This is a genomic window from Arthrobacter humicola, from assembly GCF_039531445.1.
In the GTDB taxonomy this organism is placed as follows: domain Bacteria; phylum Actinomycetota; class Actinomycetes; order Actinomycetales; family Micrococcaceae; genus Arthrobacter; species Arthrobacter humicola.
This window is the reverse complement of record NZ_BAAAQB010000042.1, coordinates 1-24,269: the sequence shown is the minus strand read 5'-3', so window position 1 is coordinate 24,269 and position 24,269 is coordinate 1. Positions and strand designations below refer to the sequence as shown.

General features: G+C 67.1%; 23 protein-coding genes and 1 riboswitch. Of the genes, 8 read left to right on the top strand and 15 right to left on the bottom strand.

The features are described from left to right. Positions 1 to 45: 45 nt before the first annotated feature. The 8 genes from rplS to ABD243_RS19765 form a co-directional block, all read right to left on the bottom strand. Positions 46 to 405 (bottom strand): 50S ribosomal protein L19, encoded by a 360-nt coding sequence (gene rplS / locus ABD243_RS19800; RefSeq protein WP_091256284.1) that lies wholly within the window; start codon positions 403 to 405, stop codon positions 46 to 48. 236 nt (positions 406 to 641) lie between these two features. Beyond that, the gene (gene trmD, locus ABD243_RS19795) at positions 642 to 1,463 is read right to left on the bottom strand and encodes a tRNA (guanosine(37)-N1)-methyltransferase TrmD (protein WP_344368119.1); all 822 of its coding nucleotides are present in this window, start codon (positions 1,461 to 1,463) and stop codon (positions 642 to 644) included. Continuing rightward, positions 1,464 to 2,051: a ribosome maturation factor RimM gene (gene rimM / locus ABD243_RS19790; protein WP_344368118.1), complete on the bottom strand. Its 588-nt coding sequence runs from the start codon at positions 2,049 to 2,051 to the stop codon at positions 1,464 to 1,466. A gap of 110 nt (positions 2,052 to 2,161) precedes the next feature. Further along, positions 2,162 to 2,404: an RNA-binding protein gene (locus ABD243_RS19785; protein ID WP_018773450.1), complete on the bottom strand. Its 243-nt coding sequence runs from the start codon at positions 2,402 to 2,404 to the stop codon at positions 2,162 to 2,164. Position 2,405: 1 nt separating this feature from the next. Continuing rightward, positions 2,406 to 2,831, bottom strand: coding sequence for a 30S ribosomal protein S16 (gene rpsP, locus ABD243_RS19780; RefSeq protein ID WP_091256308.1), 426 nt, complete (start codon positions 2,829 to 2,831; stop codon positions 2,406 to 2,408). A 186-nt stretch (positions 2,832 to 3,017) separates the two neighbouring features. Continuing rightward, complete coding sequence (locus ABD243_RS19775; RefSeq protein WP_344368117.1) at positions 3,018 to 3,455, bottom strand: hypothetical protein; 438 nt, start codon at positions 3,453 to 3,455, stop codon at positions 3,018 to 3,020. Between the two features lie 325 nt (positions 3,456 to 3,780). Beyond that, positions 3,781 to 4,656, bottom strand: coding sequence for a VOC family protein (locus ABD243_RS19770; protein WP_116766607.1), 876 nt, complete (start codon positions 4,654 to 4,656; stop codon positions 3,781 to 3,783). Between the two features lie 82 nt (positions 4,657 to 4,738). After that, positions 4,739 to 5,821, bottom strand: coding sequence for an amidohydrolase family protein (locus ABD243_RS19765; RefSeq protein WP_344368116.1), 1,083 nt, complete (start codon positions 5,819 to 5,821; stop codon positions 4,739 to 4,741). 79 nt (positions 5,822 to 5,900) lie between these two features. Then, positions 5,901 to 6,008, top strand: a riboswitch (TPP riboswitch). Between ABD243_RS19765 and thiC the strand changes: the two genes are divergently transcribed. Next, positions 6,005 to 7,837, top strand: coding sequence for a phosphomethylpyrimidine synthase ThiC (thiC, locus tag ABD243_RS19760; RefSeq protein ID WP_344368115.1), 1,833 nt, complete (start codon positions 6,005 to 6,007; stop codon positions 7,835 to 7,837). It overlaps the preceding riboswitch by 4 nt. 120 nt (positions 7,838 to 7,957) lie before the next feature. On the opposite strand, the gene ABD243_RS19755 is transcribed toward thiC, so the two are convergent. After that, on the bottom strand, positions 7,958 to 9,100 hold the full coding sequence (locus ABD243_RS19755; protein ID WP_344368114.1) for a hypothetical protein: 1,143 nt from the start codon (positions 9,098 to 9,100) through the stop codon (positions 7,958 to 7,960). Between the two features lie 286 nt (positions 9,101 to 9,386). Between ABD243_RS19755 and ABD243_RS19750 the strand changes: the two genes are divergently transcribed. The 4 genes from ABD243_RS19750 to ABD243_RS19735 all read left to right on the top strand — a co-directional run bounded on the left by ABD243_RS19750 (position 9,387) and on the right by ABD243_RS19735 (position 12,968). Further along, positions 9,387 to 10,460 (top strand): DNA polymerase IV, encoded by a 1,074-nt coding sequence (locus ABD243_RS19750; RefSeq protein WP_486303405.1) that lies wholly within the window; start codon positions 9,387 to 9,389, stop codon positions 10,458 to 10,460. Between the two features lie 37 nt (positions 10,461 to 10,497). Beyond that, on the top strand, positions 10,498 to 11,355 hold the full coding sequence (locus ABD243_RS19745) for a patatin-like phospholipase family protein (protein ID WP_344368113.1): 858 nt from the start codon (positions 10,498 to 10,500) through the stop codon (positions 11,353 to 11,355). 127 nt (positions 11,356 to 11,482) lie between these two features. Beyond that, positions 11,483 to 12,298, top strand: a complete 816-nt coding sequence (locus tag ABD243_RS19740) for an MBL fold metallo-hydrolase (RefSeq protein ID WP_344368112.1) — start codon at positions 11,483 to 11,485, stop codon at positions 12,296 to 12,298. Between the two features lie 55 nt (positions 12,299 to 12,353). Further along, positions 12,354 to 12,968 (top strand): hypothetical protein, encoded by a 615-nt coding sequence (locus ABD243_RS19735; protein ID WP_344368111.1) that lies wholly within the window; start codon positions 12,354 to 12,356, stop codon positions 12,966 to 12,968. Between the two features lie 53 nt (positions 12,969 to 13,021). On the opposite strand, the gene ABD243_RS19730 is transcribed toward ABD243_RS19735, so the two are convergent. After that, on the bottom strand, positions 13,022 to 13,756 hold the full coding sequence (locus ABD243_RS19730) for an alpha/beta fold hydrolase (RefSeq protein ID WP_344368110.1): 735 nt from the start codon (positions 13,754 to 13,756) through the stop codon (positions 13,022 to 13,024). A gap of 71 nt (positions 13,757 to 13,827) precedes the next feature. Continuing rightward, entirely contained in the window at positions 13,828 to 15,417 is a 1,590-nt protein-coding gene (ffh, locus tag ABD243_RS19725) for a signal recognition particle protein (protein ID WP_091256272.1), read from the bottom strand. A 152-nt stretch (positions 15,418 to 15,569) separates the two neighbouring features. Between ffh and ABD243_RS19720 the strand changes: the two genes are divergently transcribed. Further along, positions 15,570 to 16,958, top strand: a complete 1,389-nt coding sequence (locus ABD243_RS19720) for a glucose-6-phosphate dehydrogenase (RefSeq protein WP_344368108.1) — start codon at positions 15,570 to 15,572, stop codon at positions 16,956 to 16,958. Positions 16,959 to 17,120: 162 nt separating this feature from the next. Here the strand turns inward: ABD243_RS19720 and ABD243_RS19715 are convergent, their stop codons facing one another. Next, positions 17,121 to 17,459 carry a P-II family nitrogen regulator gene (locus tag ABD243_RS19715; RefSeq protein WP_018773460.1) on the bottom strand — a complete coding sequence of 113 codons (339 nt, stop codon included), beginning with the start codon at positions 17,457 to 17,459 and terminating at the stop codon, positions 17,121 to 17,123. Then, complete coding sequence (locus ABD243_RS19710; protein ID WP_344368107.1) at positions 17,456 to 18,820, bottom strand: ammonium transporter; 1,365 nt, start codon at positions 18,818 to 18,820, stop codon at positions 17,456 to 17,458. The genes ABD243_RS19715 and ABD243_RS19710 overlap by 4 nt, the downstream gene beginning before the upstream one ends. A 342-nt stretch (positions 18,821 to 19,162) precedes the next feature. On the opposite strand from ABD243_RS19710, the gene ABD243_RS19705 reads away from it, so the two are divergent. Both ABD243_RS19705 and ABD243_RS19700 read left to right on the top strand, forming a co-directional pair. Beyond that, positions 19,163 to 20,320, top strand: coding sequence for an MFS transporter (locus tag ABD243_RS19705; protein ID WP_425547261.1), 1,158 nt, complete (start codon positions 19,163 to 19,165; stop codon positions 20,318 to 20,320). Positions 20,321 to 20,561: 241 nt separating this feature from the next. Further along, positions 20,562 to 22,196 carry a hypothetical protein gene (locus ABD243_RS19700; protein WP_344368105.1) on the top strand — a complete coding sequence of 545 codons (1,635 nt, stop codon included), beginning with the start codon at positions 20,562 to 20,564 and terminating at the stop codon, positions 22,194 to 22,196. An 88-nt stretch (positions 22,197 to 22,284) separates the two neighbouring features. Here the strand turns inward: ABD243_RS19700 and ftsY are convergent, their stop codons facing one another. Together ftsY and ABD243_RS19690 are read right to left on the bottom strand one after the other, a co-directional pair. After that, on the bottom strand, positions 22,285 to 23,499 hold the full coding sequence (gene ftsY, locus ABD243_RS19695) for a signal recognition particle-docking protein FtsY (RefSeq protein ID WP_116766596.1): 1,215 nt from the start codon (positions 23,497 to 23,499) through the stop codon (positions 22,285 to 22,287). A gap of 109 nt (positions 23,500 to 23,608) precedes the next feature. Then, positions 23,609 to 23,878: a hypothetical protein gene (locus ABD243_RS19690; protein WP_344368103.1), complete on the bottom strand. Its 270-nt coding sequence runs from the start codon at positions 23,876 to 23,878 to the stop codon at positions 23,609 to 23,611. Between the last annotated feature and the right edge of the window lie 391 nt (positions 23,879 to 24,269).

Here is a 24,269-nt window from a genome sequence, read left to right as displayed (position 1 = left end):
GTCCGTGGACCCGCGGCGGAAGACTGCGTGGAAGTCCGGGAGGACTTACTTGGCGGTCTGGAAGTCGCGCTTTTCCTTGATCTTCGCGGCCTTACCACGCAGGTTACGCATGTAGTAAAGCTTGGCGCGGCGCACGTCACCCTTGGAGACGAGCTCGATCTTGTCGATGATCGGGGAGTGCACCGGGAAGGTACGCTCCACGCCGACGCCGAAGGAGACCTTGCGGACGGTGAAGGTTTCGCGGACGCCGTCGCCCTGGCGGCCCAGGACGAAGCCCTGGAAGACCTGGACGCGGGAGTTCTTGCCTTCGATGATGTTCACGTGAACCTTGATGGTGTCACCCGCGCGGAACTCGGGAACATCGGTGCGCAGCGAGGCTGCGTCTACGGAATCGAGGATATGCATTGATCCACTCCTGGTGAACGCCACAGGTCACTCACGTTGGGTTACGGCGGCCAAGCCAGGGGGCATTTGCCGCCCGGAATTGTCCGCCGAAAGTTTGTCAATCCGGCCCTGTCAGGAATAGACGGGACCGTGGTGCCGGGCTGTTGGTAGCGCTCCCCCTGTGGCAGGTTCGCAACCCAGCAGGCACAAGGACTAATTTTGCCACATTTGGTGCGGGTTAGCCCAATCCCGACAGTTCAGGCGCCGGGGCGCGGCACGAGGCGCCCGTCGACGACGTCGTACCCCAGGTCGGCGAACGCGGTGCGGTCCGCGCGGGGCAGCGTACCGGCGTCGAACCCGGCCAGCAGATCCGGGCGCCGTTCGGCAGTGCGCCGGTACTGTTCGTGCCGGCGCCACTGGGCGATCTTGCCGTGGTTGCCGCTCAGCAGCACCGCCGGGACGTCACGGTCCCGCCAGCTGGAGGGCTTCGTGTAGACGGGGTATTCGAGCAGCCCGTCCGAGTGGGATTCTTCGACGAGCGATTCGGGGTTGCCGACGACGCCGGGCAGCAGCCGCCCGATGGCTTCAACCATGGCCAGGACGGCGACCTCGCCGCCGTTGAGGACGTAGTCCCCCAGGCTCATGGGACGCACCGTGAAGTGGTCGGCCGCCCATTCCAGGACGCGTTCGTCGATGCCCTCGTACCGGCCGCAGGCGAAGACCAGCTGGTCCTCCTCGGCGAGCTGATGCGCGGTGGCCTGCGTGAACCTCTCGCCCGCCGGCGAGGGGACGATCAGCACCGGCTTGCGGGCATCCCCGGAATCCCCTGCACCCGCAGCGTCCCCGGACCCCTCGGCCGCGACGGCGGTGAGGGCCTGCGCCCAAGGCTCGGGCTTCATGACCATCCCGGCGCCACCGCCATAGGGCGTGTCGTCGACCGTGCGGTGCCGGTCGGTCGTGAAGTCCCGCAGGTCATGGACCCGCAGGTCCAGCAGGCCGTCCTGACGGGCCTTGCCGATCAGGGAAAGCTCAAGCGGGGCCAGATACTCCGGGAAGATGCTGACGACGTCGATTCTCATCTACGCGTTGCTCCCGGCCTCGGTGCCGCGGTCTCCAACCGACTGGCTCCCGACGGCCGGCTCCTCAGCGGACTCGTCCGCGTTGACCTCGAAGAGTCCGGGCGGCGGGGTGACCACCACGTACTTGTCCCCCACGTTGACCTCCGGCACGATCTGCTCGACAAACGGGACCAGGACTTCCTGACCCTCGGCCGTGGTGACCACCAGCAGGTCCTGGACGGGCATCGTGTGCAGTCCGGAGACCTTGCCCACCACGCTGCCGCCCACCCGGACGTCCAGGCCCACGAGCTCGTGCTCGTACCAGCCTTCATCGTCGTCGTCGGCGCCGATGTCCTCGGTTTCGATGAACAGCTTGGCCCCGCGCAGGGTCTCGGCCTGGTTGCGGGTCTCGATCTCGTCGAAGGCCAGCAGCAGGATGTCTTTGTTCCAGCGGGCGCTGAACACCGTCAGCGGCCCAGAGGACGCGGGTTCCACGATGAACTGCGTACCGGGGACAAAGCGGTCGCCGGGCGCATCGGTGAGCACCTGGACGGTCACTTCGCCGCGGATGCCGTGGGGTTTGCCGATTCGTGCGACCTGGAGCTGCATCTGTTCCTCTGTTCGGGGTGGGTCGGGGTTGCTTGGCGCGGAAAACAGTCCGGCCCCTCCACCATTATCTGGTGAAGGGGCCGGGCTAAAGACAAGTAATGCTGAACGCGTTAGCGGCGGCGGTCCGTGTCGACGACGTCGACCCTGACCGGCTCGCCGTCCGCCAGCGCCGCAACCACAGTGCGCAGTGCGCGTGCGGTCCGGCCCTGCCGGCCGATCACCCGTCCGAGGTCGTCCTGATGAACGCGCACCTCGAGGGTTTCCCCGCGGCGGTTGTTCTTCGCACTGACCTTGACGTCCTCGGGGCTGTCAACAATCCCGCGGACCAGGTGTTCGAGCGCTTCTGCCAGCAATTTACTCAGCCTCGGTGGTCTCTGCTTCGGCGGCGTCGGCGGGAGCCTCGGCAGCTTCGTCCTTCTTGGCCTTCTTGGTGATGGCTTCCGGGATGATCACGGAACCCTTTTCCGGCGTAACGAAGGCAGCCTTGGGAGCCTTCGTCTTCAAGGTTCCCTCCTGGCCCGGGAGACCCTTGAACTTCTGCCAATCACCGGTGATCTTGAGGATCGCCGCAACCTGCTCGGACGGCTGTGCGCCGACGCCGAGCCAGTACTGGGCACGGTCCGTGTCGACCTCGATGTACGAGGGCTCTTCGGTCGGGTGGTACTTGCCGATCTCTTCGATGGCACGGCCATCACGCTTGGAGCGTGCGTCCATGACGACGATGCGGTAGTACGGTGCGCGCATCTTACCGAAGCGCTTAAGGCGAATCTTTACGGCCACTTTTGTGGTCACTCCTGTTTCTGAAACGGGGTCGAGCCCGGCGTTCTGCACCCGTGGGGCGGGCCGTACTAGGGGGTTCTAAAGGACAAGATCCGGACGCGGAGAGAGGGGCCACGCAGATCGAGTACCTGTTCATTGTGCCAGATGACCGGCAGGATTTCGACTTGACACGGCCTGGCCGTCCGGTCAGGACGTCCAGACATAGAGTCCGGACTTGGTGGCGGGGTCGATTCCGGCGGCCAGTTCGGCGATCCGGCGCACATATGCCCGGGCCTGGTCCGCACCGAAGGGCATGTCCTCCTCGGCGGCCCAGTTGGCCGCAACGTCCTCGAGGACGTCGCCCTCCCCCTCGGTTTCGTAGCTGAGCAGTTCCGCGAGCGTTCGGACCATGGCGGAGGGTACGCCGAGCAGGGAGTCGCTGGCCACGTCCACCATCGCCAGTTCGTAGTCCGCGCCCGGGGCGTGCACGGCTACTCCGGCGAGGTCGCCGAGCCGTTCGACCTCGAAGTCGCTGATGTCCGGGATGCGCACGGCGTCCGGGGCGGCCGCGCCGCCCGCTTCGAGCGCGCCGGCGCGTTTGAGGGCGGCGTCGTGGGTGGACACAAAGATTTCAGTAAATCCCATGCAGCTGGTCCTTAGATGTCTGGCGGCGCTTGGCCGCTGTTTTTGGCGTCGCTTCAGCCTAATCGCTTCAGCGCAGCCGCGCCCCGGCCGCTGGACATGCCCTCGGTGACCGTGCCCTCGTTGCCCTCGTTGACCGTGCCGGACTGCGCGTCATCTGGCCCCGCCCGTGGACATGCCCTCCCCTGACCGCGGGCAATGGACATATGGCCGCTATGTCCATTCCCGGCCGCGACCGATGGACATGTCCAGCGGCCCTGTCAGCGAACAGCGTGCATGTCCGGCGGGGAGCTGTGAACGCTGGACATGTTCACCGAAAAGCACTCCCTTAGCGCACGGCGACGCGGATGCGGTTGCGCCACGGGTCCTCGAAGCGCAGTTCGGCGCCGGTGTGGTGCGAGTCGACGCCGGCCACCTTGAGGCGGTCAGCCAGGGAACCGACGTCGTCACCCGAGGGCACTTCGATGAGCACCTCGCCCAGGCCCAGGGTGTCGCGTCGGGGGCCGGCGCCGCGGCTGTTCCAGACGTTCATGGCCATGTGGTGGTGGTAGCCGCCGGCCGAGACGAACAGGGCCTGGCCATGCCAGCCCGCGGTCTTTTCGAAGCCCAGGGTGCCGACATAGAACTCATGCGCAGTGTGGACGTCGCCAACCTGCAGGTGCACGTGCCCGACGCCGGCGGCCGCCTCGCGCTGGCCGCTCAGGGACTCTTCGGTCAGGTGCTGCTGCAAGTAGCGCTGCGGCGGCAGGGCCAGGCTGTCCATGACGACGTTCTTGCCTTCCCAGGACCAGTCCTGCCGCGGCCGGTCCCAGTACAGCTCGATGCCGTTGCCTTCGGGGTCGTTGAAGTAGAAGGCCTCGCTGACGAGGTGGTCCGCGCTGCCGGTGAAGGACTGGGGCTCGTACTGGGCCGCGCTGGCAACGGTGGCCGCCAGGGAGTGTTGGTCCTCGAAGAGGAGGGCGGTGTGGAAGAGCCCGGCTTCGCCGCGGGAGGGCAGATTCAAGCCCGGGGCGGGCGCCAGGTGGACCAGGGGCTTCTGCCGGCGGCCAAGGTAGAGTCCGCCGTCCTGTTCAGCCACGATGTCCAGGCCGAGGGCGCGCTGGTAGTAGTCGGTCATGAGCTTCATGTCGCCAACCTTGAGCATCACGGTGCCCATGGTGAGTGCGGCAGGAAGGAGATCCTGGGTGCTGGCTTCTGCGGTCATTGAAACTCTCCGGGGGTTCGGTGGCCACCGGGCTTTCGGTGACCTTGCATAGTATTAAATTACTTGAAGCTTCAATTTATTCCTAACGGGTGGGCCGACCCCGCAGGACAATGTGCTTCAGTCCGGCCAGGGTCCCGAGGTCCTGCCGGGGGTCCTTCGCGCACACCAGTACGTCGGCGCTGGCCCCTTCGGTGATGCCGTCCGCGCCGAGCCAGGTCCGCGCGGACCAGCTGGCAGCGCCGAGGGCAGCCGCGGCGGGCAGCCCGGCGGCGTGCAGGGCCCGGATCTCGTCCACGATCCGGCCGTGCCTGATCACGCTGCCGGCATCGGTGCCGGCATAGATGGCAACCCCGGCCTCGTGGGCTTCCAGAATCCGCTCCGCCCGCCGCTCCCACAGCGAGCGCATGTGCGCGGCGTAGCGGGGGAACTTGGCCTCCGCCTGGGCGGCGATGTCCGGGAATGTGGCGATGTTGATCAGGGTGGGGACGATCGGCACGCCCTGCTCCACGAAGCGCGGCAGGTGCCGCGGCAGCAGCCCGGTGCCGTGCTCGATGCAGTCGATCCCGGCGTCGAGCATGTCATCCAGGGTGTCCTCGGCGAAGCAGTGGGCGGTGACGCGGGCCCCTTCATCGTGCGCGGCCTGGACGGCGTCCTTGAGGCTTCCGGCGGGAAAACTGGCGGCGAGGTCGCCGGCGTCGCGGTCGATCCAGTCCCCCACGAGCTTGACCCAGCCGTCGCCGGCACGGGCCTGCTTCCGCACGGCCTCGACCAGGCCGTCCGGTTCCACCTCGACGGCGAAGCCGCGCAGGTAGCGCCGGGTGCGGGCGATGTGCCGGCCGGCGCGGATGATCCGCGGAAGGTCCGTGCGCTGCTGGAGCCAACGGGTGTCGTGGACGGCGCCGGCATCGCGGACCAGGAGCGTCCCGGCGTCGCGGTCCGTGAAGGCCTGGGTCTCCGCGGTGTCCTCGGCAACGTCTCCGCCCGGGCCGAGGCCGATGTGGCAGTGTGCGTCCACCAGCCCGGGAATGACCCAGCCATCCAGCACGCGCTCCGGCGCGGCGGCGGGCCGGTGGAACGTGAGCCGGCCGTCGACGGACCAGAGGCCGTGGCGTACCGTGTCCGGCCCGGCAAGGACGGGGCCGCTGAATTCGATGATGCCGGTCATGGCATCAAGGGTAGTCCCCATGTCGCTGCGTCGGCCGCGTCACACTGGACAGCCGTCCGGCGGCGCGTGGTAGCTTCATCTACGACCACACGGGTGCCCCTGCAGGGGCTGAGATCGGGCTGACGCGGCCTGCGACCGTTGAACCTGTCCGGGTAATGCCGGCGAAGGAAGTGAGTATTTTCCGTGAATACGCAAATTGCACAGCACAGCCCTATCCAAAACCAGTCCGGCCAAAACCTGCCTGCCGACTCTGAGGCTGCCGCGACGCAGTCATTGAAGTCCCACTCGCTGGCCTTCACGACGGACCCGGAGCACGGCATCCGCGTCCCGGTGACCGCGATCGCGCTGGAACCCTCGCCGGGCGGCGTCGAGAACCCTCCATTCCGGGTCTACCGCACGGCCGGGCCGGGCAGCGATCCGGTGGTGGGGCTGGCCCCGTTCCGCAGCGGCTGGATCGCCGGGCGGGGTGACACGGAGCCGTACCGCGGCCGGGAACGCAACCTGCTCGACGACGGCAGGTCCGCGGTGCGCCGCGGTGCCGCCTCCGCGGAATGGCGGGGCGCCCCGCCAGAGCCCCGCCGCGCCGTCGAGGGCCGGACGGTCACCCAGATGCATTACGCGCGGCAGGGCATCGTGACACCGGAGATGCGGTTCGTTGCGCTGCGCGAGAACTGCGATGTGGAGCTGGTCCGCAGCGAGGTGGCAGCGGGCCGGGCCATTATTCCCAGCAACATCAACCACCCGGAGTCCGAGCCGATGATCATCGGCAAGGGGTTCCTGGTGAAAATCAACGCCAACATCGGCAATTCCGCGGTGACCAGCTCCATCGCCGAGGAGGTGGACAAACTTCAGTGGGCCACCCAGTGGGGTGCGGATACGGTGATGGACCTCTCCACCGGGGACGATATCCACACCACGCGCGAATGGATCATCCGCAACTCCCCCGTCCCGATCGGAACGGTCCCGATCTACCAGGCGCTGGAGAAGGTCAACGGCGAGGCCAACGCCCTGACCTGGGAGATCTTCCGGGACACCGTGATCGAACAGTGCGAGCAGGGTGTGGACTACATGACCATCCATGCCGGGGTGCTGCTGCGCTACGTCCCCCTGACGGCCAACCGGGTCACCGGGATCGTGTCCCGCGGCGGTTCCATCATGGCCGGCTGGTGCCTGGCGCACCATCAGGAGAACTTCCTTTACACCCACTTCGACGAGCTCTGCGAAATCTTCGCCCAGTACGACGTCGCGTTCTCCCTCGGCGACGGGTTGCGGCCCGGCGCGACGGCGGACGCCAACGACGCCGCGCAGTTCGCCGAACTCGACACGCTGGCCGAACTCACCCAGCGGGCCTGGGAGTTCGATGTGCAGGTCATGGTGGAGGGCCCGGGACACGTGCCATTCCATCTCGTCCGGGAAAATGTGGAGCGCCAGCAGGAGCTCTGCAAGGGTGCCCCGTTCTACACGCTGGGGCCCCTGGTTACGGACATCGCACCGGGCTATGACCACATCACCTCGGCGATCGGCGCCACGGAGATTGCCCGTTATGGCACCGCGATGCTCTGCTACGTGACGCCCAAGGAACACCTGGGGCTGCCGAACAAGGACGATGTGAAGACCGGAGTGATCACGTACAAGATCGCCGCCCACGCCGCCGACCTCGCCAAGGGCCACCCCGGAGCGCACGAACGCGACGATGCCCTGTCCAAGGCGCGGTTTGAGTTCCGCTGGCGGGACCAGTTCGCGCTGTCCCTGGATCCGGTGACCGCCGAGGCCTTCCACGATGAGACGCTCCCCGCGGAGCCGGCCAAGACGGCGCACTTCTGCTCGATGTGCGGGCCCAAGTTCTGCTCCATGCGGATCAGCCAGGACATCCGGGACGAATATGGTTCCGCCGATTCGCAGGCGGCACTGGCGCAGATGGCCGCCGGGATGCGGGAGAAGAGCAACGAATTCCTGGCAGCGGGCGGCAAGGTCTACCTGCCCAAGCCGACCGTGGGAGCACAGGCCTCGGCCTAGCCAGCGGTCCAGGACGCCTGCCCTGCTGGGCGGGCGCCCCGGACAGCCATGGGGGTTGCCCCCTGATGAGGCACTAGCGGGATGCGACAGAAGGCGTTCCGACCGCGCGACGCGTCGCTCTCAGGACGTCGCCGTCGGTGCCGGCGTCCGTGCCGGATTCGGCGTCGGCTCCCGTGCCGGATTGGCGGCGATGTTCCGGTAGAGCTCGGAGTTGAGCGTCGTGTGGCCGTGTTCGTCGGTGACGTAGACCTCGAAGGTGAAGATGCTTGCGTCGTGGTCGAGCGCGAACTCGATCGTGGGGTTCGTTACGGAAATCGTCCCTTCCGAGATGATTCGGCCATACTTCTGCTCCGGGGGACTGAGGTCTGTGCCGCGCTGCGCGGGGTCGCGGATGAAGTATCGGACCTTGTACGGCGCGGACGGCAGTGACCGAAGGGTCGGGAAGAAGCTGAAGTCTCTTGTGCCGGGCTTGAACTGCTCCGCACGCCACTGGTAGGCGGTGACGGCGGGCGTGAGGGCGTCGTCGAGGTCGCGGATGCCGGTGCGGTTCGTTTGGGCGTCGAAGCTGCGGTCATGCCCGCCGAAGGCTTTGGCGACCGGTCCGAGACCGAAGCCGAGGGCCAGGCCGAGCCCAATCGAGACCATCGGGATGAGGATTGCCGCCACGCGTGCCCGGCGCAGCAGACCCGTCCTCACCGACTGTCGGTGCATCGAGAGCGTGTTCGGCACAGCGCCTGTGTACACAGTTCTCGAGTACGGGCTGCCGGCCGCGCGAGCCCATTCCTCGATGTGCGCGGCGCGCGGCGGCAAGGGGGCTTCCGCGCCCCCAACGTTGTTCCAGTAGGCCAGAAACGGCAGCGGCAAGTCCCGGAGCCGGCCATACGGGTCCCTAAAGGTGAAGGTCGGGACCATCCGGTACTGGACGCCCCCGCGGCCGGCGTACCGGTGGGGATAGGGGTGGAAGTCTTCAAGCTGCGTGCGATCGACCCTGGCCCGGGCGAGGAACGCCTTCGTCACGATCGCCGCGTCCGGCGTGAGCGTGACCCACTCGCCGGCGTACCGCAGCAGGACGGCGCCGAAGACCGCGGAAATGAATGCCCCCGCCATGATGAGCGCCTCCGCCCAGGCCGCGATGATCGTGCTGTCGCGCTCGTTGACCAGGATCGAGCCGGCGACCGCCGCGACCGCGAGCGCCAGCAGGCCCGCACCGAGGGCCGCGCCAGCCCAGCCCGGCATCCGCAGCGCACGAATGCGGGTCGGCAAATCGTCCTCCCGGAAGTGATCCCCTAAATTTGGAACGACCATCGCTACCCCCATCCCCGCTCCCCCGTCGCCGAGTGTAGTGCCCCGACACCGTTGGCGACAATGAATGCGCAGGTCAGGGTGGGGATGAGGGCGTACCCCTTCACGGCTTGGTGTTGCTCAACCGGGCTTTGAGTCGTCTTGCCTCACCCGCGTTCCGAGGCACAGGTCAGGACGCTGCAGGCCACGCAGCCAAGCCCGGAGGAGGGCCGATGCTTGCCAGGGATGTTTAGGGCAGACTGGTGGCGTGAGCGGAATCCGGTGGGTGCTGCACGTCGACCTCGACCAGTTCATCGCGGCGGTCGAAGTGCTTCGGCGGCCGGAGCTTGCGGGCAAGCCGATCATTGTCGGCGGTCGGGGCGACCCCACGGAACGAGCTGTGGTGTCGACCGCATCCTACGAAGCCAGGGCGTTCGGCGTGGGTTCCGGAATGCCCTTACGCATTGCGGCCCGGAAAGTGCCCGACGCTGTGATCCTGCCCGTCGATCAGGAGGCTTACCTCGCGGCGTCTGAAACGGTGATGGCTACCCTGCGCGCGCAGCCCGGCGCCACCGTGCAGGTGCTGGGTTGGGATGAAGCCTTTATAGGCACGGAGACAGAGAATCCGGAGGCCTACGCCCGGCAGGTGCAGGCCGCTGTCCTGGAGCAAACGCGGCTGCATTGCAGCGTGGGCATCGGCGACACGCTGGTCCGGGCAAAGGTCGCTACCGGGTTCGGCAAGCCGGCCGGCGTCTTCCGCCTCACTGCCGGGAACTGGCTCGATGTCATGGGCAGTCGGCCCACTAAGGACCTGTGGGGCGTCGGAACCAAAGTGTCGGGCCGCCTGGCCAAACTCGGCATCAACACAGTGGCCGAGCTCGCCGCGTCCGACCCCCAGGTCCTGGTCCCGGAGTTCGGCCCCAGGATGGGTCCTTGGTACGCGGAGCTCGGACGCGGGGACGGCACCAGCGTTGTGGACGACACCCCGTGGGTTGCCCGCGGGCATAGCCGGGAGACCACCTTCCAGCGCGACCTGACCGAGCCCGCCCAGGTGGACGACGCCGTGAGGGAGCTGACGGCGCGTGTCCTTGAGGATGTTGCGGCCGAAGGACGGCCCGTGATTGGGCTGACCCTCAAGGTTCGGTACGCGCCGTTCCTCACCACGACCCACGCGAGGAAGATTCCCGAGACATTCGACAGGAACGAAATCCTCGCGCGGGCCTTGGACCTCGCAGCCGGAATCGAAGCAGGCCGTCCGATCCGGCTCCTCGGCCTGCGGGCCGAAATGGCAATGCCCGACGATGCCCGAAAGGGACATACGCCAACACGCGGCGGTTGGTGACGGCGTCGCTGCAGGCAATTCGCGAAAGGCGGCTCCCATGAACACAACACCTTCTTCGAGTCTGCACCTCACCTCGGCGACGGCCTCCGACCGGCCGAGGTCGGACCAGGATCTGCCGCAGGTCGACGCCATACGGCGGGTGCGTGCCGCGGGTGAGCGAGCATTGGTCCTCGGCGGTGGCGGATCGGCAGGCAATGCGTGGTTGATCGGTATCATCGCCGGCCTGTCTGAAGCCGGTCTGAATGTGAGCGAGGCTGATCTGATCATCGGGACGTCGGCCGGATCAACGGCCGCGGCCCAAATAACTGGCGCGGCGCCGACCCAACTGCTTGCCCAAATCCTTGCTTCTGCGCCCCAACAACGGACTGGTCCGGTCGGATCCGACGGCGGACGCGTTCCAGTTGGGCCGGCCGACCATCTGGAGAGAACGAGCCGAATGATCGGGGCCGCTGAGGATGCGGCCGATATGCGCCGCAGAATGGGCGCGGCGGCGCTCGACATGGATGCGGCGTCGGATGGCTCCGGGCAAACGCGGTGGCGCGCTACCGTTGCCGCGCGGCTCCCCGGTCAGCTCTGGCCGCAACGACCGGTGCTCATCACGGCGGTCGATGCCCATACCGGTGGACCGGTCGTATTCGACCGCGACAGCGGAGTCGACCTGGCGGACGCCGTCGCCGCCAGCTGCGCCAGTGGCTTCGCGTACACCATCGGCGACAACCGATACATCGACGGCGGCTACCGACGCAACGAGAATGCCGATCTGGCAGCCGGATACGGGCGGGTGCTGGTGCTGTCACCACTTGGCGGCAGAACACGGACAACTTTGGACTGGGCGCCCACGAAATCAATCGGCTCGGTGGGCATGACGTCATCTGCTCATGCCTCGGATGCCTGACCCGACGACGTTCACGCGCCTGGACGGCCCCGGATGTGACGCCATCGGGCAACGACTCAGTGACCTCCAGGCGGCCCGTTCCCGCGAATCATTGTGGGCCGGCGCCGGGCAAGCTACTATTTCACCCGTGCTGAGGCAGGTTGCGGATGGTGTGCTGGTCCACGAGAGCGAGTTCTGCCAGAGCAACGCCGTGGTCGTGCAGGGGCGGGCTGGCGTGTTGCTCATCGACGCCGGTGTGCACGACGCCGAGATGGCCTGCCTCGCGAAGGATCTGTCCGATTCGGGTCAGGCCGTTGCGGTGGGATTCTCGACGCATCCGCATTGGGATCACTTGCTCTGGCACTCCGGTCTTGGAGCTCCTGTCCGTTGGGGCACCGCGCTCTGCGCGGATACGGCCCGCGAGCGGCTGTCCCACGGCATCGATTCACGTCGGCTCGGCATCCCCGCTCAGGTGCCGATGGACCTGCTCGGCCTCATCACCGGCCTGCCAGTCGGGGCTGTGCAGATTCCCTGGGATGGCCCTCCTGTGCGGATCCTCGAGCATCAGGCGCACGCCCCTGGCCATGCGGCGCTGTTGATTGAGGAACGAGGGGTTCTTGTCGCCGGGGACATGCTTTCCGATGTCCTGATTCCAATGCTCGACCTGAGCGACACCGCTGACCCGATCGAGGATTACCTCGCCGCGCTGCATCTGCTGGCGAGCGTGGCCGGTGACGTCGATGTCGTCATCCCCGGGCACGGGTCCGTCGGAGGAACCGACCAGGTCCACGCACGGATCGATCAGGATTTGGCATATGTGCACGCCTTGCGTGACGCACGTGATCCGAGCGACCCGCGGGTCGGCCCCTCGGCTCGAGAGGGCTGGGACTGGGTGAGCGACGTTCACGCACGGCAACTCGAGCGTCTCGCCGAAAGAAGCGCCCGCGGCGGGATCCCCGGCTAGCGGTTGCTCAAACCAGTATCGCGGCCAGCATGGCCGGCCTTTTGGGGGAGGTCTAATGAGGATGAAGCGTCCGCTGGGCACGGCACTGGGGGTCATGGGAGTTGCGGCCCTTCTCGTCAAACTTGTCGTCAAGTTCCACGAAGCCATCAGCTATCCGGACGGTCTCAAGGTCTTTGGAGTGGCCCTGCTCATCATGGCGGTTGCCATACCGCCCTGGTTGGCGTGGCTGTTCCACAGTGCGAGAACATTCAAGACGCGGCTGCAGAAAGACCATCCTGGAGCCCTTGTTGTCGACACCTTTTGGACCGGGCAAGAACTCGGGAGATTCCTCAAGAAAGGGCCGTTGATATCAAAGACGAAAGGGAGGGGATTCATCCTGGACCTGGTCGCAGACGCCCGCGGCCTCCAGCTGGTCAGACAACGACGGCGACCAGTCTATTTCGGAATCGTGCCTTGGGAGCGGGTTGTCTCAGTGAGAATGGATACCCTGCGGAGGCCACTTAGTCGCCGTGCCCTGTTGGTCATTGAGATTGAATCGCGGGACACTCCGTATGTCGCAATCATCCGTTTGGTGCCTTCCGGAAGGCAGAACAGGGAAACTGGAATGACGCTTGCCGACCTGATCCTAGCGAGGCGGCCTCGCATTCCCTTCCTGGAGGATCGTGCATAGCCTGGGCTGCCCGTCGGAGGCGAAACGACAACCCGCTGGGGGGACGCGAGTTCTCAGGAAGCCCGGGCATGCTGGAGCCGGCTGACCTCGCCGATGAACGAGCGGATGACCCGGTCCCCTTCGATGGAATCCTGGGGCCGGTGTCCCCCCGGGGCGGTGCGGTGCAGGGCGCCGGTCTCGCGCAGGTAGCCCGCGATTTCCTCGTAGAGGGGTTCCCAGCCGCCGGTCAGGACCAGCGTCGGCACGCCGGGCACGATCTGCAGCGGCGCGTCCCACGGCGGAGCCTGCAGGCGGAGCCGGCGCGCGGCCCGGAGGGCCTCCGGCGTCGTGGCTCCCGGGGCGTCGGCGGCGAAGACGCGGCGGATAAATTCGCGCTGGAAGTCGTCGTCGCTGAGGTTGTGCCGGACATCGAAAAGCGGCTGCATGAGCGCCCGGTGCGCGGCGGTGGCCGGGAGCTCCGCAGTCAAGGACAAGCAGGCCGGTTCCACCAGGGTCAGGGACTGGACGAGGTCGGGGCGCTCGACGGCGGCCATCATGGCGGCGATGGCGCCCTGCGAGTGGGCCACCACGTGGCCGCCGGCCTCGCCGCGGCCGTCGTCCGCGAGTGATGCGAGCACGATGGCGGCGTCGGCGGCGAAGTCGGATTCAAGCGGTTCCGCAACGGGGTCAAACCCGTGCCGGCGCAGGAACAGGGCGTCGTAGTCCAGCGCCATCCCGTGCTGCTTTGGCCACGCGGCGGCCCCAAAGCTGCCAGCCCCGTGGACGAAGACTACGCGCTGCTTGAACATGGTCTAACCCTATGGCACTTCAGTGCTGATGCCGCCGGCGACACAGCCCCGGCGGCATCAGCGTGCGGTGGCTATTTGCTGCCGCCGAGGAACTTGTCGAAGCCCTTGGGCAGGTTCAGCTGGGACGGATCGAAGTCGCCGCCCTGCTGCCCGAACGATGCTCCGGTGGGCAGGGCCTTGGCGCCGGCCGCACGCCGGGCCTCGGCGTCGCGCAGTTCCTGCGCGGCCTTGGCCGGGTTGCCGGAGCGGGCCTTCTTCTTGGGCGCGGACTTGGCACCCTTGCGGGCGCCTCCCCCGCCGCCCATGCCGGGCATCCCCGGCATTCCGGGCATGCCGCCGCCGGCGGCCATCTTCTTCATCATCTTCTGGGCCTGGGCGAAGCGCTCCAGCAGGCCGTTGACCTCGGAGACGTGCACACCGGAGCCGCGGGCGATGCGGGCCCGGCGGGAGCCGTTGATGATCTTGGGTGCCACGCGCTCGTGCGGGGTCATCGAGCGGACAATGGCCTCGACCCGGTCGATCTCGCGCTCGTCGAACTGCTCCAGCTGCTGCCGGATGTTCTGTGCACCCGGCATCATCATGAGCATCTTTTTCATGGAGCCCATGTTGCGGATCTGCTGCATCTGGGCGAGGAAGTCGTCCAGGGTGAAGTCTTCCTGGTCGGCGAACTTCTTCGCCATCCGGGCGGCCTCGTCCTTGTCCCAGGATTTCTCGGCCTGCTCGATCAGGGTGAGGACGTCACCCATGTCGAGGATGCGCGAGGCCATGCGGTCCGGGTGGAAGAGCTCGAAGTCGTCCAGGCCTTCGCCGGTGGACGCGAACATGACCGGCTTGCCGGTGACCGACGCGACGGAGAGCGCGGCACCGCCGCGGGCGTCGCCGTCGAGCTTGGACAGCACGATGCCGGTGAAGTTGACACCCTCGTCGAAGGCCATTGCCGTGTTGACGGCGTCCTGGCCGATCATGGAGTCGATGACGAACAGGACTTCGTTGGGGACGATGGCGCGGCGGATCTGCCGCGCCTGTTCCATCATGTCGGCGTCGACGCCGAGACGGCCGGCGGTGTCCACGATCACGACGTCGTGGAGGGTGCGCTTGGCTTCCTCGACGCCGGCGCGGGCGACGGCGACAGGGTCACCGGCGGGGTGGTCGAGTTCGGTGGATGTGGCGCCCGGGTGCGGGGCGAAGACGGGCACCCCGGCACGCTGGCCGACCACCTGCAGCTGGGTGACGGCGTTGGGGCGCTGAAGGTCGCAGGCAACGAGCATCGGGCTATGGCCCTGGGCCTTGAGCCACTTGGACAGCTTGCCGGCCAGGGTGGTCTTACCGGCGCCCTGGAGACCGGCCAGCATGATGATGGTGGGCCCGGTCTTGGCCAGGCGGATCCGGCGGGTCTCGCCGCCGAGGATCTCCACGAGTTCCTCGTTGACGATCTTCACGATCTGCTGGCTCGGGTTCAGCGCGCCGGATACCTCGGCGCCGAGGGCACGCTCACGCACGCGGCCGGTGAACTCGCGGACCACGGGCACGGCGACGTCGGCGTCCAGGAGGGCACGCCGGATCTCCCGGACGGTGGCGTCAACGTCCGCCTCGGTCAGGCGGCCCTTGCCACGCAGATTCTTGAAGGTTGCTGTCAACCGGTCAGAGAGTGAATTGAACACGCGCCGTGCACTTCTTTCAGTGGATCTACAGGTGGCGGCCGGTCCGGCACGCCAGCGTCGTGACTGGTGTTCGCCTGAACGAACCGCCTCGACAACGGGACTCGACTATCTAGGGTACCAAGATGAGCCTTCAGGATGGCATGCTGGCTTAGGTGACCAGCCAATTAACTGTAAAAACCCTCCTCATCCTGGGCGCCTCGGGCGATCTCACCGGCAGGCTCCTGCTCCCCGGACTCGCCCGCCTGGTGGCCCGGGGCCGCGCCGACGGCCTCACGTTAGTCGGTGCCGGATCCGACCCGTGGACGGCCGAGCAGTGGCTGGAGCGGATCGAGGAATCTTTCGCGGACGAGAACTCTCAGGCCGATACCGAGGGCAAGCATGAGCTGAAGCGGATCCGCCAAGAGAGCACGTACCACCAGCTCGACGTCACCGCCGGCGGGCAGCTCGCCGGGCTGCTGAAGGAGCTGGAGGGCCCCGTGGCGGTCTACTTCGCCCTGCCGCCGCACGTCAGCCAGCTCGCGTGCGAGGCGCTGGCCCCGGAAGACGTGCCCGCCGGGACCCGGCTGGTGATGGAGAAGCCGTTCGGCTCGGATGAGCAGTCCGCCCGGCACCTGAACAAGACGCTGGTCGCGCTGGTCCCGGAGGACCACATCCACCGGGTGGACCATTTCCTGGGCAAGGCAACCGTCCTGAACATCCTGGGCCTGCGCTTCGCGAACACGTTCCTGGAGCCGGTGTGGAACCGTCGGTACATCGAAAAGGTCGAGATCGTTTTCGACGAAGACCTCGCCCTGGAGGGCCGGGCCCGCTACTACGACGGCGCCGGCGCCCTGCGGGACATGATCCAAAGCCATCTGCTGGAGATCATGGCGCTCATGGCGATCGAGCCGCCGGCGTCCGTGGACGAACGCGACCTGCGCGATGCCATTGCCACGGTGCTGCGCGCCAGCAGCATCAAGGCCCCGTACCGCCAAAGTACCCGCCGGGCACGCTACACGGCCGGTTCCATCGACGGCCGGAAGGTCCCGGACTACGCCAAGGAAACCGGGGTGGACCCGGCCAGGGACACCGAAACCCTCGCCGAGGTGCAGCTCGGGATCGACAACTGGCGCTGGCAGGGCGTGCCGTTCATCCTGCGTTCGGGCAAAGCGCTGGGCACCAAGCGCAAAGAAGCCGTGGTGACGTTCCGGCCGGTGCCGCATCTGCCGAAGGGTTTCAGCGGCGTGGACGCCCCCAACCAGCTGCGGATCGGTTTTGGCCCGGACACGCTGAAGTTCGACGTCGATGTGAACGGCCCCGGCGATGTCCTGAGCCTGGACCGGGCCACCCTGCAGGCCGAGCTGAGCGCTTCCGAGCTCCTGCCGTACGGTGAAGTGCTGGAGGGCGTCCTCACCGGCGATCCGCTGCTCTCAGTGCGGGCGGACACCGCCGAGGACTGCTGGCGCATCCTGGACCCGGTACTGAAGTCCTGGGCGGCCGGACATGTGCCGTTGGAGGACTATCCCGCCGGGACCTCCGGCCCGGAGGACTGGCCGGCCTAGACGGACGCAACACGGCCGCTTAGTAGCGCGCAACCCGCTGGAGGCGACCGCAGAAACGACGAAGCGGGCCGGATGCCTTTTCAGGCATCCGGCCCGCTGTGTCAGGACCGCTGTGTCAGTGCCGCTGTGTCAGTGCCGCGTTCCGCGGCGGGGCGGGTGCAGCTAGATAGCTGCCGCGCCGCGCTCTCCGGTGCGGACCCTGACGGCCTCGAACACATCCATCGTCCAGACCTTGCCGTCGCCGGCCCGGCCGGTGTTCGAACTGGCGATGATGACATCGAGGATGTCGTCCGCCTGTTCGTCGGTGGCCAGGACTTCTACCCGGATCTTGGGCAGGAGGTCCACGTTGTACTCAGCCCCGCGGTACACCTCGGTGTAGCCGCGCTGCCGGCCGTAGCCGCTGGCTGCACTGACCGTCAGGCCCTGCACACCGTAGGCTTCGAGACCTTCGCGAATAGCCTCCAGCTTTTCCGGACGGACGATTGCCGTGATCAGTTTCATGCCCCCACACTTTCCTTACCCGTTGCGTTCTTCTTGCCGTTGGACGTGACGTCCATCGCGGCTGCTGAGACTGCGTCTTCGCCCGGCTTGCCGGTGATGAGTTCGTGCAGCGGCTGGAAGCTGCCGCCGTGGCCGCCGACGCCGAACTCGTAAGCGGTCTCGGCGTGCAGGCTCAGGTCCACACCGACGACTTCCTGTTCCTGGGAGACCCGGAAGCCCATGAGCTTGTGGATCGGGAAGGCGATGATGAACGTCATCACGGCGGTGAAGACGATCGAGCACACTGCGGCGAGGGTCTGGGCGACCAACTGCGTGGTGCCGCCGCCGTAGAACAGGCCCGCGGTGCCCTGGGTCGGGGTGGCCAGGAAGCCGATCGCCACGGTGCCGACAACACCGGAGACGAGGTGGACACCGACGACGTCGAGCGAGTCGTCGTAGCCGAACTTGAACTTCAGGCCGACGGCGAGCGCGGAGGCCACACCGGCGACGACGCCGAGGGCGATCGCACCGAGCGGGGAGACGTTGGCACAAGCCGGGGTGATGGCGACCAGGCCGGCGACCACACCGGAGGCGGCACCGAGGGACGTCGGGTGGCCGTCGCGGAAGCGTTCCACGGCGAGCCAGCCGAGCATGGCGGCGGCCGGGGCGGCCAGGGTGTTGATCCAGATCAGGCCGGCCTGCTCAACGGTCGCGGCGGCACCGGCGTTGAAGCCGAACCAGCCGAACCACAGGATCGCGGCACCGAGCATGACGAACGGAATATTGTGCGGGCGGTGGTTCGGGTCCTTGCCGAAGCCCTTGCGGTTGCCGATGATCAGGACCAGGATGAGGCCCGCGACGCCGGCGTTGATGTGGACCACGGTGCCGCCGGCGAAGTCGATGACCGGCGCGAACGTCTGGCCGAACCAGCCGCTGGCAGAGAAGAGACCGCCGCCCCAGACCATGAAGGCCATCGGGGCGTAAACGAGCGTTGCCCAGATCGGGGTGAAGACCACCCAGGCGGAGAACTTGGCACGGTCGGCGACCGCACCGGAGATCAGGGCCACAGTGATGATGGCGAACGTGGCCGCGTAGCCGACCTTAAGCAGGTCAGCCGGTTCGGTGAAACCGTGGAGGCCGAAGTGGCTGAACGGGTTGGCGAAGATCTGGAAGAAGTTGTCCTCGTTGGCCGTGGCCATGGAAGCGCCCCACAGGACCCACATGATCCCGACGGTGCCAATGGCGACGAAGCTCATCATCATCATGTTCAAAGCCGACTTGGCACGAGTCATGCCGCCGTAGAAGAATGCTAGACCCGGGGTCATGAACAGCACGAGTGCCGCGGCGACCAGGAGCCAAACGAGACCTGCGGTGAGTTCCATGGTCTACGTCCTCTCTTGCTATTAGGTGCGGAGTAGTCCGCCGGTCCCAACGCATTATTTGCGTTCTACATCGAGTTTCGCGGGGCCGTGTTTCGCTGGCGGAGGATTTAGATTGCCGGGTTGTTACAAGAACCTCCCGGACGTAAATGGTGCATCTCACACTTGTTACGGTTATGTTTCATCCGCATAATCCCGCGCTTTAGGACCAGCAGCCCGCCGGCCCCTCTTCTCCCCAAGGACTAACGCACTATGAGCAAGACCTCGCGCCCCGCCGGCGAAGCCGCCCCCAAGCTGCCCGCCGTGGCGCACGGGCGTTCCCGGCTTCCCCGGGACATCAAGGTGATGCTGGTGGCGGCCTTCCTGATCGCGATCGGCTTTGGCCTTGTCGCGCCGGTACTCCCCCAGTTCGCGACCACTTTCAACGTCGGCGCGACGGCGGCGGCGGTGATCGTGAGCATCTTCGCCTTCATGCGGCTGGTCTTCGCCCCGGCCGGCGGCGCGCTGATCGTAAAGTTCGGCGAACGGCCCGTCTACGTTGCCGGTCTGCTGATTGTGGCGGCGTCGACGGCGGCCTGCGCCTTCGCCCAGGACTACTGGCAGCTCCTGATCTTCCGCGGGCTCGGCGGGGCGGGGTCGGTGATGTTTACCGTGGCATCCATGGCGCTCGTGGTCCGGCTCGCGCCGCCGAAAAGCCGCGGTCGCGTGTCCGGGGCCTACGCCTCGGCATTCTTGATCGGCAACGTCTGCGGACCGATCGTCGGCGGCCTGCTCGCCAACTTCGGCCTGCGCGTGCCGTTCCTTGCTTACGCGGCCGCCCTCGTGCTGGCGGCCATCGTGGTGCAGACCCAGCTCAGCCACGTCCCGGCCGCCTCGCGGGAGCCCGGCGCCACGGCCCCGGCGATGGAACTGAAAGACGCGCTGCGGGACAGCGCGTACCGGGCCGGCCTGTTTTCGAGCTTCGCCAATGGCTGGGCCACCTTCGGGGTGCGGATGGCGACGGTGCCGCTGTTCGCCGTCGTGGCCCTCGGCGCCGGTCCGGAATCGGCTGGCTGGGCACTGGCCGTGTTTGCGGGCGGCAACGCGGTGGCGCTGACGTTCTCCGGCCGGCTCGCGGACAGCCTCGGCCGCAAGCCGCTCCTGCTCGCCGGACTGGTGGTCACCGGCACGGCCACGGCGGCTATCGGGTTCACTCACCAGCTGCCCTGGTTCCTGCTCGCGTCCGCCTGTGCGGGGATCGGCTCCGGGCTGTTGGGGCCGGCCCAGCAGGCTGCCATCGCCGACGTGATCGGCAACGAACGCTCCGGCGGCCGCGTCCTGGCCGTCTTCCAGATGGCCTCTGACAGCGGCGCGATCGTCGGACCCGTCGTGGCCGGGCTTCTGGCGGACCGTCTGGGCTACGGCTGGGCTTTCGGCGTCACGGGCGGCATGCTGCTGGCCGCCGCCGCTGTGTGGCTCCCGGCCCGGGAAACGTTTGTCCGGCACACCGCGAACCGCGCCTAGCCCGGCGCGCCGGGGAACGCCGCAAACTGTATCCGGCCCGGGCCCCCGGGGCCAATGACCGCAGACGGTGCCCTGACACGAACCCGCTGGTCAGCGCCTGCCTCCGCCCTTGGCTAAGCTGGGGTCACTTGCCACAACCCTCCGGAGGTAATCCCCCATGGCCAGATTCGACTCTTCCCCCGGGAAAGCCGATAGCCCTGACCCAACCAACCCCGCGAATGCGGCTAATCCGGCGAACGCAGTGAATGCCGGAAAGAAGAAGAAGCGCGCACGGATTATCGCCGGCACCGGAATCGTCGCCGTCCTCGCGGCCACGGCAGTGCTGGTTCCCCTGGCTCTCGGCGGACCCACCCAAGCACCGCCGGCACCACAGGCCACGTCCGAATCCGCCCCGGCGTCCGGCCCTGCCGAGGTGGGGCCGCCGGTGACGTATTACCAGCAGGCCGGTCCGCCGGCCGGGTCGCCGCTGGAAAAGGTTGAGCCTCTTAAGGTGGACGTCTCCAGCGACCTCGTGGGCACATCCCTGAACAAGGGCCTGACGGGAATCTCCCTGGAGGCAACGGACTTGGCAGACCCTGACCTCAGCGCCGACAACGCGTCAATGGTCAAGCTCCTGAAGGAGATCGACCAGCCTGTCCTGCGCTTTGGCGGCAATGCCGTGGACCGGCGCTTCTTCTGGACCTCCACCGGCGAGGCCGTCCCCGCCGGCTACAAGGGAGACAAGACCCACCCGGTCAAGGCCGTGGGCCCGGCTGACCTGGCACGGGTAAAGACTCTTCTTGAGGCCGGGAATGCCACGATCAGCCTGACGGTGGACCTGGGCCATTACGATCCGGCCCGGGCGGCAGACATGGTCAAGAACGCCTCGGAGATCTTCGGCGACCGTTTGCTCAGCGTCACGGTGGGCAACGAACCCAACGGCTTCGTCTTCAACGATGTGAAGACCGGCACCGGCTACAGCCTGGATCAGTACCTCCGGGAACTGAAGGACTACGCCAACGCCATCTACGCGGTGGCCCCCAAGGTGCCCATCTCCGGCCCGGGTGCCTATGACCAGAAGTGGTGGCAGCCGTTCGTCGATGCTGACCTCCCGCAGAAGAAGATCCTCACGTTCCATAACTACCCGCTGTACAGCTGTGACGGCAGCGACCCCAAGGGCTCGCCCACCATGGCCAACCTGATGAGCCAGCTGATGCACGACCGCGCCGCCGATTACCAGAAATCGGCCCTCAAGGTCGGCCAGGACGCAGGCCTGGAGACATGGCTCCCGGAGACCGGGATCGCCGCCTGCCCCGGCTCGAACGAGACCTCCCGCACCCACGCCTCGGCCCTGTGGGCGGCGGACTATGCCCTCAACGCCGCCCAGCTGGGCATCACCCGGATCGGTTTCCACAGCTCCCTGCAGACCTGCAAGGGCGGGCCGCCCCTGTCCGCGATCTGCAGCGCCGGTGCCTACCCGTTCGGCAACGGCCAGATGTCCGGCCGGGCCAACTTCTTCGGCATCTCCATGGTGGCCGAGCTTGAGGCCGGCAAGTTCATGAAGCTGAACAGCTCCGGCGGCGGGCTGGCGTTCAGCTACGCGCTGCAGAACGCGGACGGCAGCACCAGCGTGGTGATCGTCAATGAAAACGACCCCGAGAAGGCCGCGCAGACCGACGTCACCCTGAACCTGCCGGGCAAGCCGGTGACCGGGACCATGACCCAGCTCAGCGGCCCCAGCTACAAAGCCGAGGACCAGACCGTGATCGACGGCGCCAAGTCCGAGCCGAAGCCCCTCGCCGAGCGGGCCACGGTGCCCGGCTTCGCCTATAAGTCAGGGACGCAGCAGTTCAAGCTGACGGCCGGAACCGTGACGGTGCTGCACTTCACGTACTAGCCACCTCCCGCTGACTTCGCGCAGCACAGCCAGCAGCAAAAAGTGCCCCGGTCCTCTGCGGACCGGGGCACTTTTTTGCCGTGCGTGGCTAGTTCAGCAACGCGTCGACGAACGCTTCGGCGTCAAACGGCGCGAGGTCATCGGCGCCTTCTCCCAGGCCGATCAGCTTGACCGGCACGCCCAGGGACTTCTGGATGGCGACGACGATCCCGCCCTTGGCGGTGCCGTCCAGCTTGGTCAGGACGATTCCGGTGATGTTGACCACCTCGGAGAACACCCGGGCCTGGTTGAGCCCGTTCTGGCCGGTGGTGGCATCCAGGACCAGCAGGACCTCGTCCACCTCGGCAAGCTTTTCGATGACCCGCTTGACCTTGCTGAGCTCGTCCATGAGGCCCACCTTGTTCTGCAGCCGCCCTGCGGTGTCGATCATGACGACGTCGACTTCCTGGTCGATGCCGGCCTTGACGGCCTCGTAGGCCACCGAGGCGGGGTCAGCGCCGTCGATGTCCGACTTCACGGTGGGGACGCCCACGCGCTGGCCCCACGTGGCCAGCTGCTCGGCGGCGGCCGCACGGAAGGTGTCGGCCGCGCCCAGCAGCACGTCCTTGTCCTCGGCGACGAGCACGCGGGCCAGCTTGCCCACGGTGGTGGTCTTGCCGACGCCGTTGACGCCGACCACCATCATGACGGCAGGTTTGTCGGCGTGGCGCTCCACGTGCAGGGTGCGGTCCATGGTGGGGTCCACGAGCTTGATGAGTTCTTCGCGGAGCAGGGCCTTGACGTGCTCGGGGTCCCGCGTGCCGATCACCTTGACGCGTTCGCGGAGCGCATCCACGAGCTGCATGGTCGGTTCGGTGCCGAGGTCGGCCAGCAGGAGGGTCTCCTCGACCTCGTCCCAGACGTTTTCATCGATCTTGTCCGCCGAGAGCAGGGCCAGAAGCCCCTTGCCCAGGATGTTGTTGGATTTGACCAGCCGCTCGCGCAGCCGGATAAGGCGCCCGGCCACCGGCAGCGGCGTTTCCACCGGTACGGTTTCCAGGCCGGCCGCGTTGTCCGGCACCTCGACCGTTTCGAGTCCTTCGACCTCGACGCCGCCCGGCGCCTTCCGTTCAGGCGCCGGCGCTGGCGCCGGACGGTCCTCCACAAGGGTCCCGGCTCCCGGGGCCTGCACGGGGTCGTTTGCGTCGCGCGTGCCGGGATAGTTCTTGACGTTCTTCCGGGTTTTCATGAGCACCGGGATCAGCGCGCCGAGGACCACCAGCACAGCGAGAATGGGCAGAATAATGGGGAGGATGTCGTTCACTCCCCTAGCTTCTCACAAACCCCAAATGGGCCGTGGCCAGCGATTTCGTTCTGCTTGGACCTCTGAGCTGCTCAGACGTCGACACGGCCCAGAGAGGTGAGGTTACCGATCATAGAAATGAAAGCACGAGTTCTTCGGGGATGGGGTCGTCGAGGGGTTCCGGCCAGCCGGGGTCGTCGGTGTTTGCGGCGGGGAATGGGTGCCCGGCCGTGAAGTGATGCCAGTCGGGGAAGGGATCCGGGGGCAGTTCCGGCTCGGGATCCTGGCCGGGATCCTGGATGGGATCCTGGATGGGATCCTGGCCGGGATCCTGGATGGGGTCCTGGTCTGGGTGCCCGGTGGGGCCCGGGCCCGGAGGATGGTCCGGATCCGCGGGCACGCCTCGCTCCGGCCATGGGTCTGTGTCTGTAGCCGTGATCGGGAGGTGGTCCGGCCAGCGGGGCGGTTCCCAGTCCTGGCGCTCGCTCGGATAGTAGCGTTTTGAGGGTGAAATCCAGCCCGGCGGGCTCGTTGTGGTGGCCCCGACGGGTTGCCAGGCCGAGGAGTGTTTGAGGCGGTGGTGTTTCGGGCAGGGCTGGCCCAGGTTGGAGATACCGGTGGTGCCGCCGTCGGCCCAGGCCAGGAGGTGGTCCGCCTCGTTGTCCAGGGAATGGTTGTTACAGCCGGGGAACGGAGCCTGTCAAGTTGTTTGTGTAAGTGGGGCGGGGTGTCATCGGTTCAGGTAGGGTCCGAGCCGGTCGGGGTAGTTCAGGACGAGGATTCCGAGGGCT

Coding starts and splice junctions, on each gene's coding strand:
- trmD (WP_344368119.1), bottom strand. CDS start 1,463: ATGAGAATCGACGTCGTCAGCATCTTCCCGGAGTATCTGGCCCCGCTT.
- ABD243_RS19705 (WP_425547261.1), top strand. CDS start 19,163: ATGCTGGTGGCGGCCTTCCTGATCGCGATCGGCTTTGGCCTTGTCGCG.
- ABD243_RS19765 (WP_344368116.1), bottom strand. CDS start 5,821: ATGACCGGCATCATCGAATTCAGCGGCCCCGTCCTTGCCGGGCCGGAC.
- ABD243_RS19745 (WP_344368113.1), top strand. CDS start 10,498: ATGAACACAACACCTTCTTCGAGTCTGCACCTCACCTCGGCGACGGCC.
- ABD243_RS19735 (WP_344368111.1), top strand. CDS start 12,354: ATGAGGATGAAGCGTCCGCTGGGCACGGCACTGGGGGTCATGGGAGTT.
- ABD243_RS19770 (WP_116766607.1), bottom strand. CDS start 4,656: ATGACCGCAGAAGCCAGCACCCAGGATCTCCTTCCTGCCGCACTCACC.
- rplS (WP_091256284.1), bottom strand. CDS start 405: ATGCATATCCTCGATTCCGTAGACGCAGCCTCGCTGCGCACCGATGTT.
- rimM (WP_344368118.1), bottom strand. CDS start 2,051: ATGCAGCTCCAGGTCGCACGAATCGGCAAACCCCACGGCATCCGCGGC.
- ABD243_RS19710 (WP_344368107.1), bottom strand. CDS start 18,820: ATGGAACTCACCGCAGGTCTCGTTTGGCTCCTGGTCGCCGCGGCACTC.
- ABD243_RS19715 (WP_018773460.1), bottom strand. CDS start 17,459: ATGAAACTGATCACGGCAATCGTCCGTCCGGAAAAGCTGGAGGCTATT.
- ABD243_RS19730 (WP_344368110.1), bottom strand. CDS start 13,756: ATGTTCAAGCAGCGCGTAGTCTTCGTCCACGGGGCTGGCAGCTTTGGG.
- ABD243_RS19775 (WP_344368117.1), bottom strand. CDS start 3,455: ATGGGATTTACTGAAATCTTTGTGTCCACCCACGACGCCGCCCTCAAA.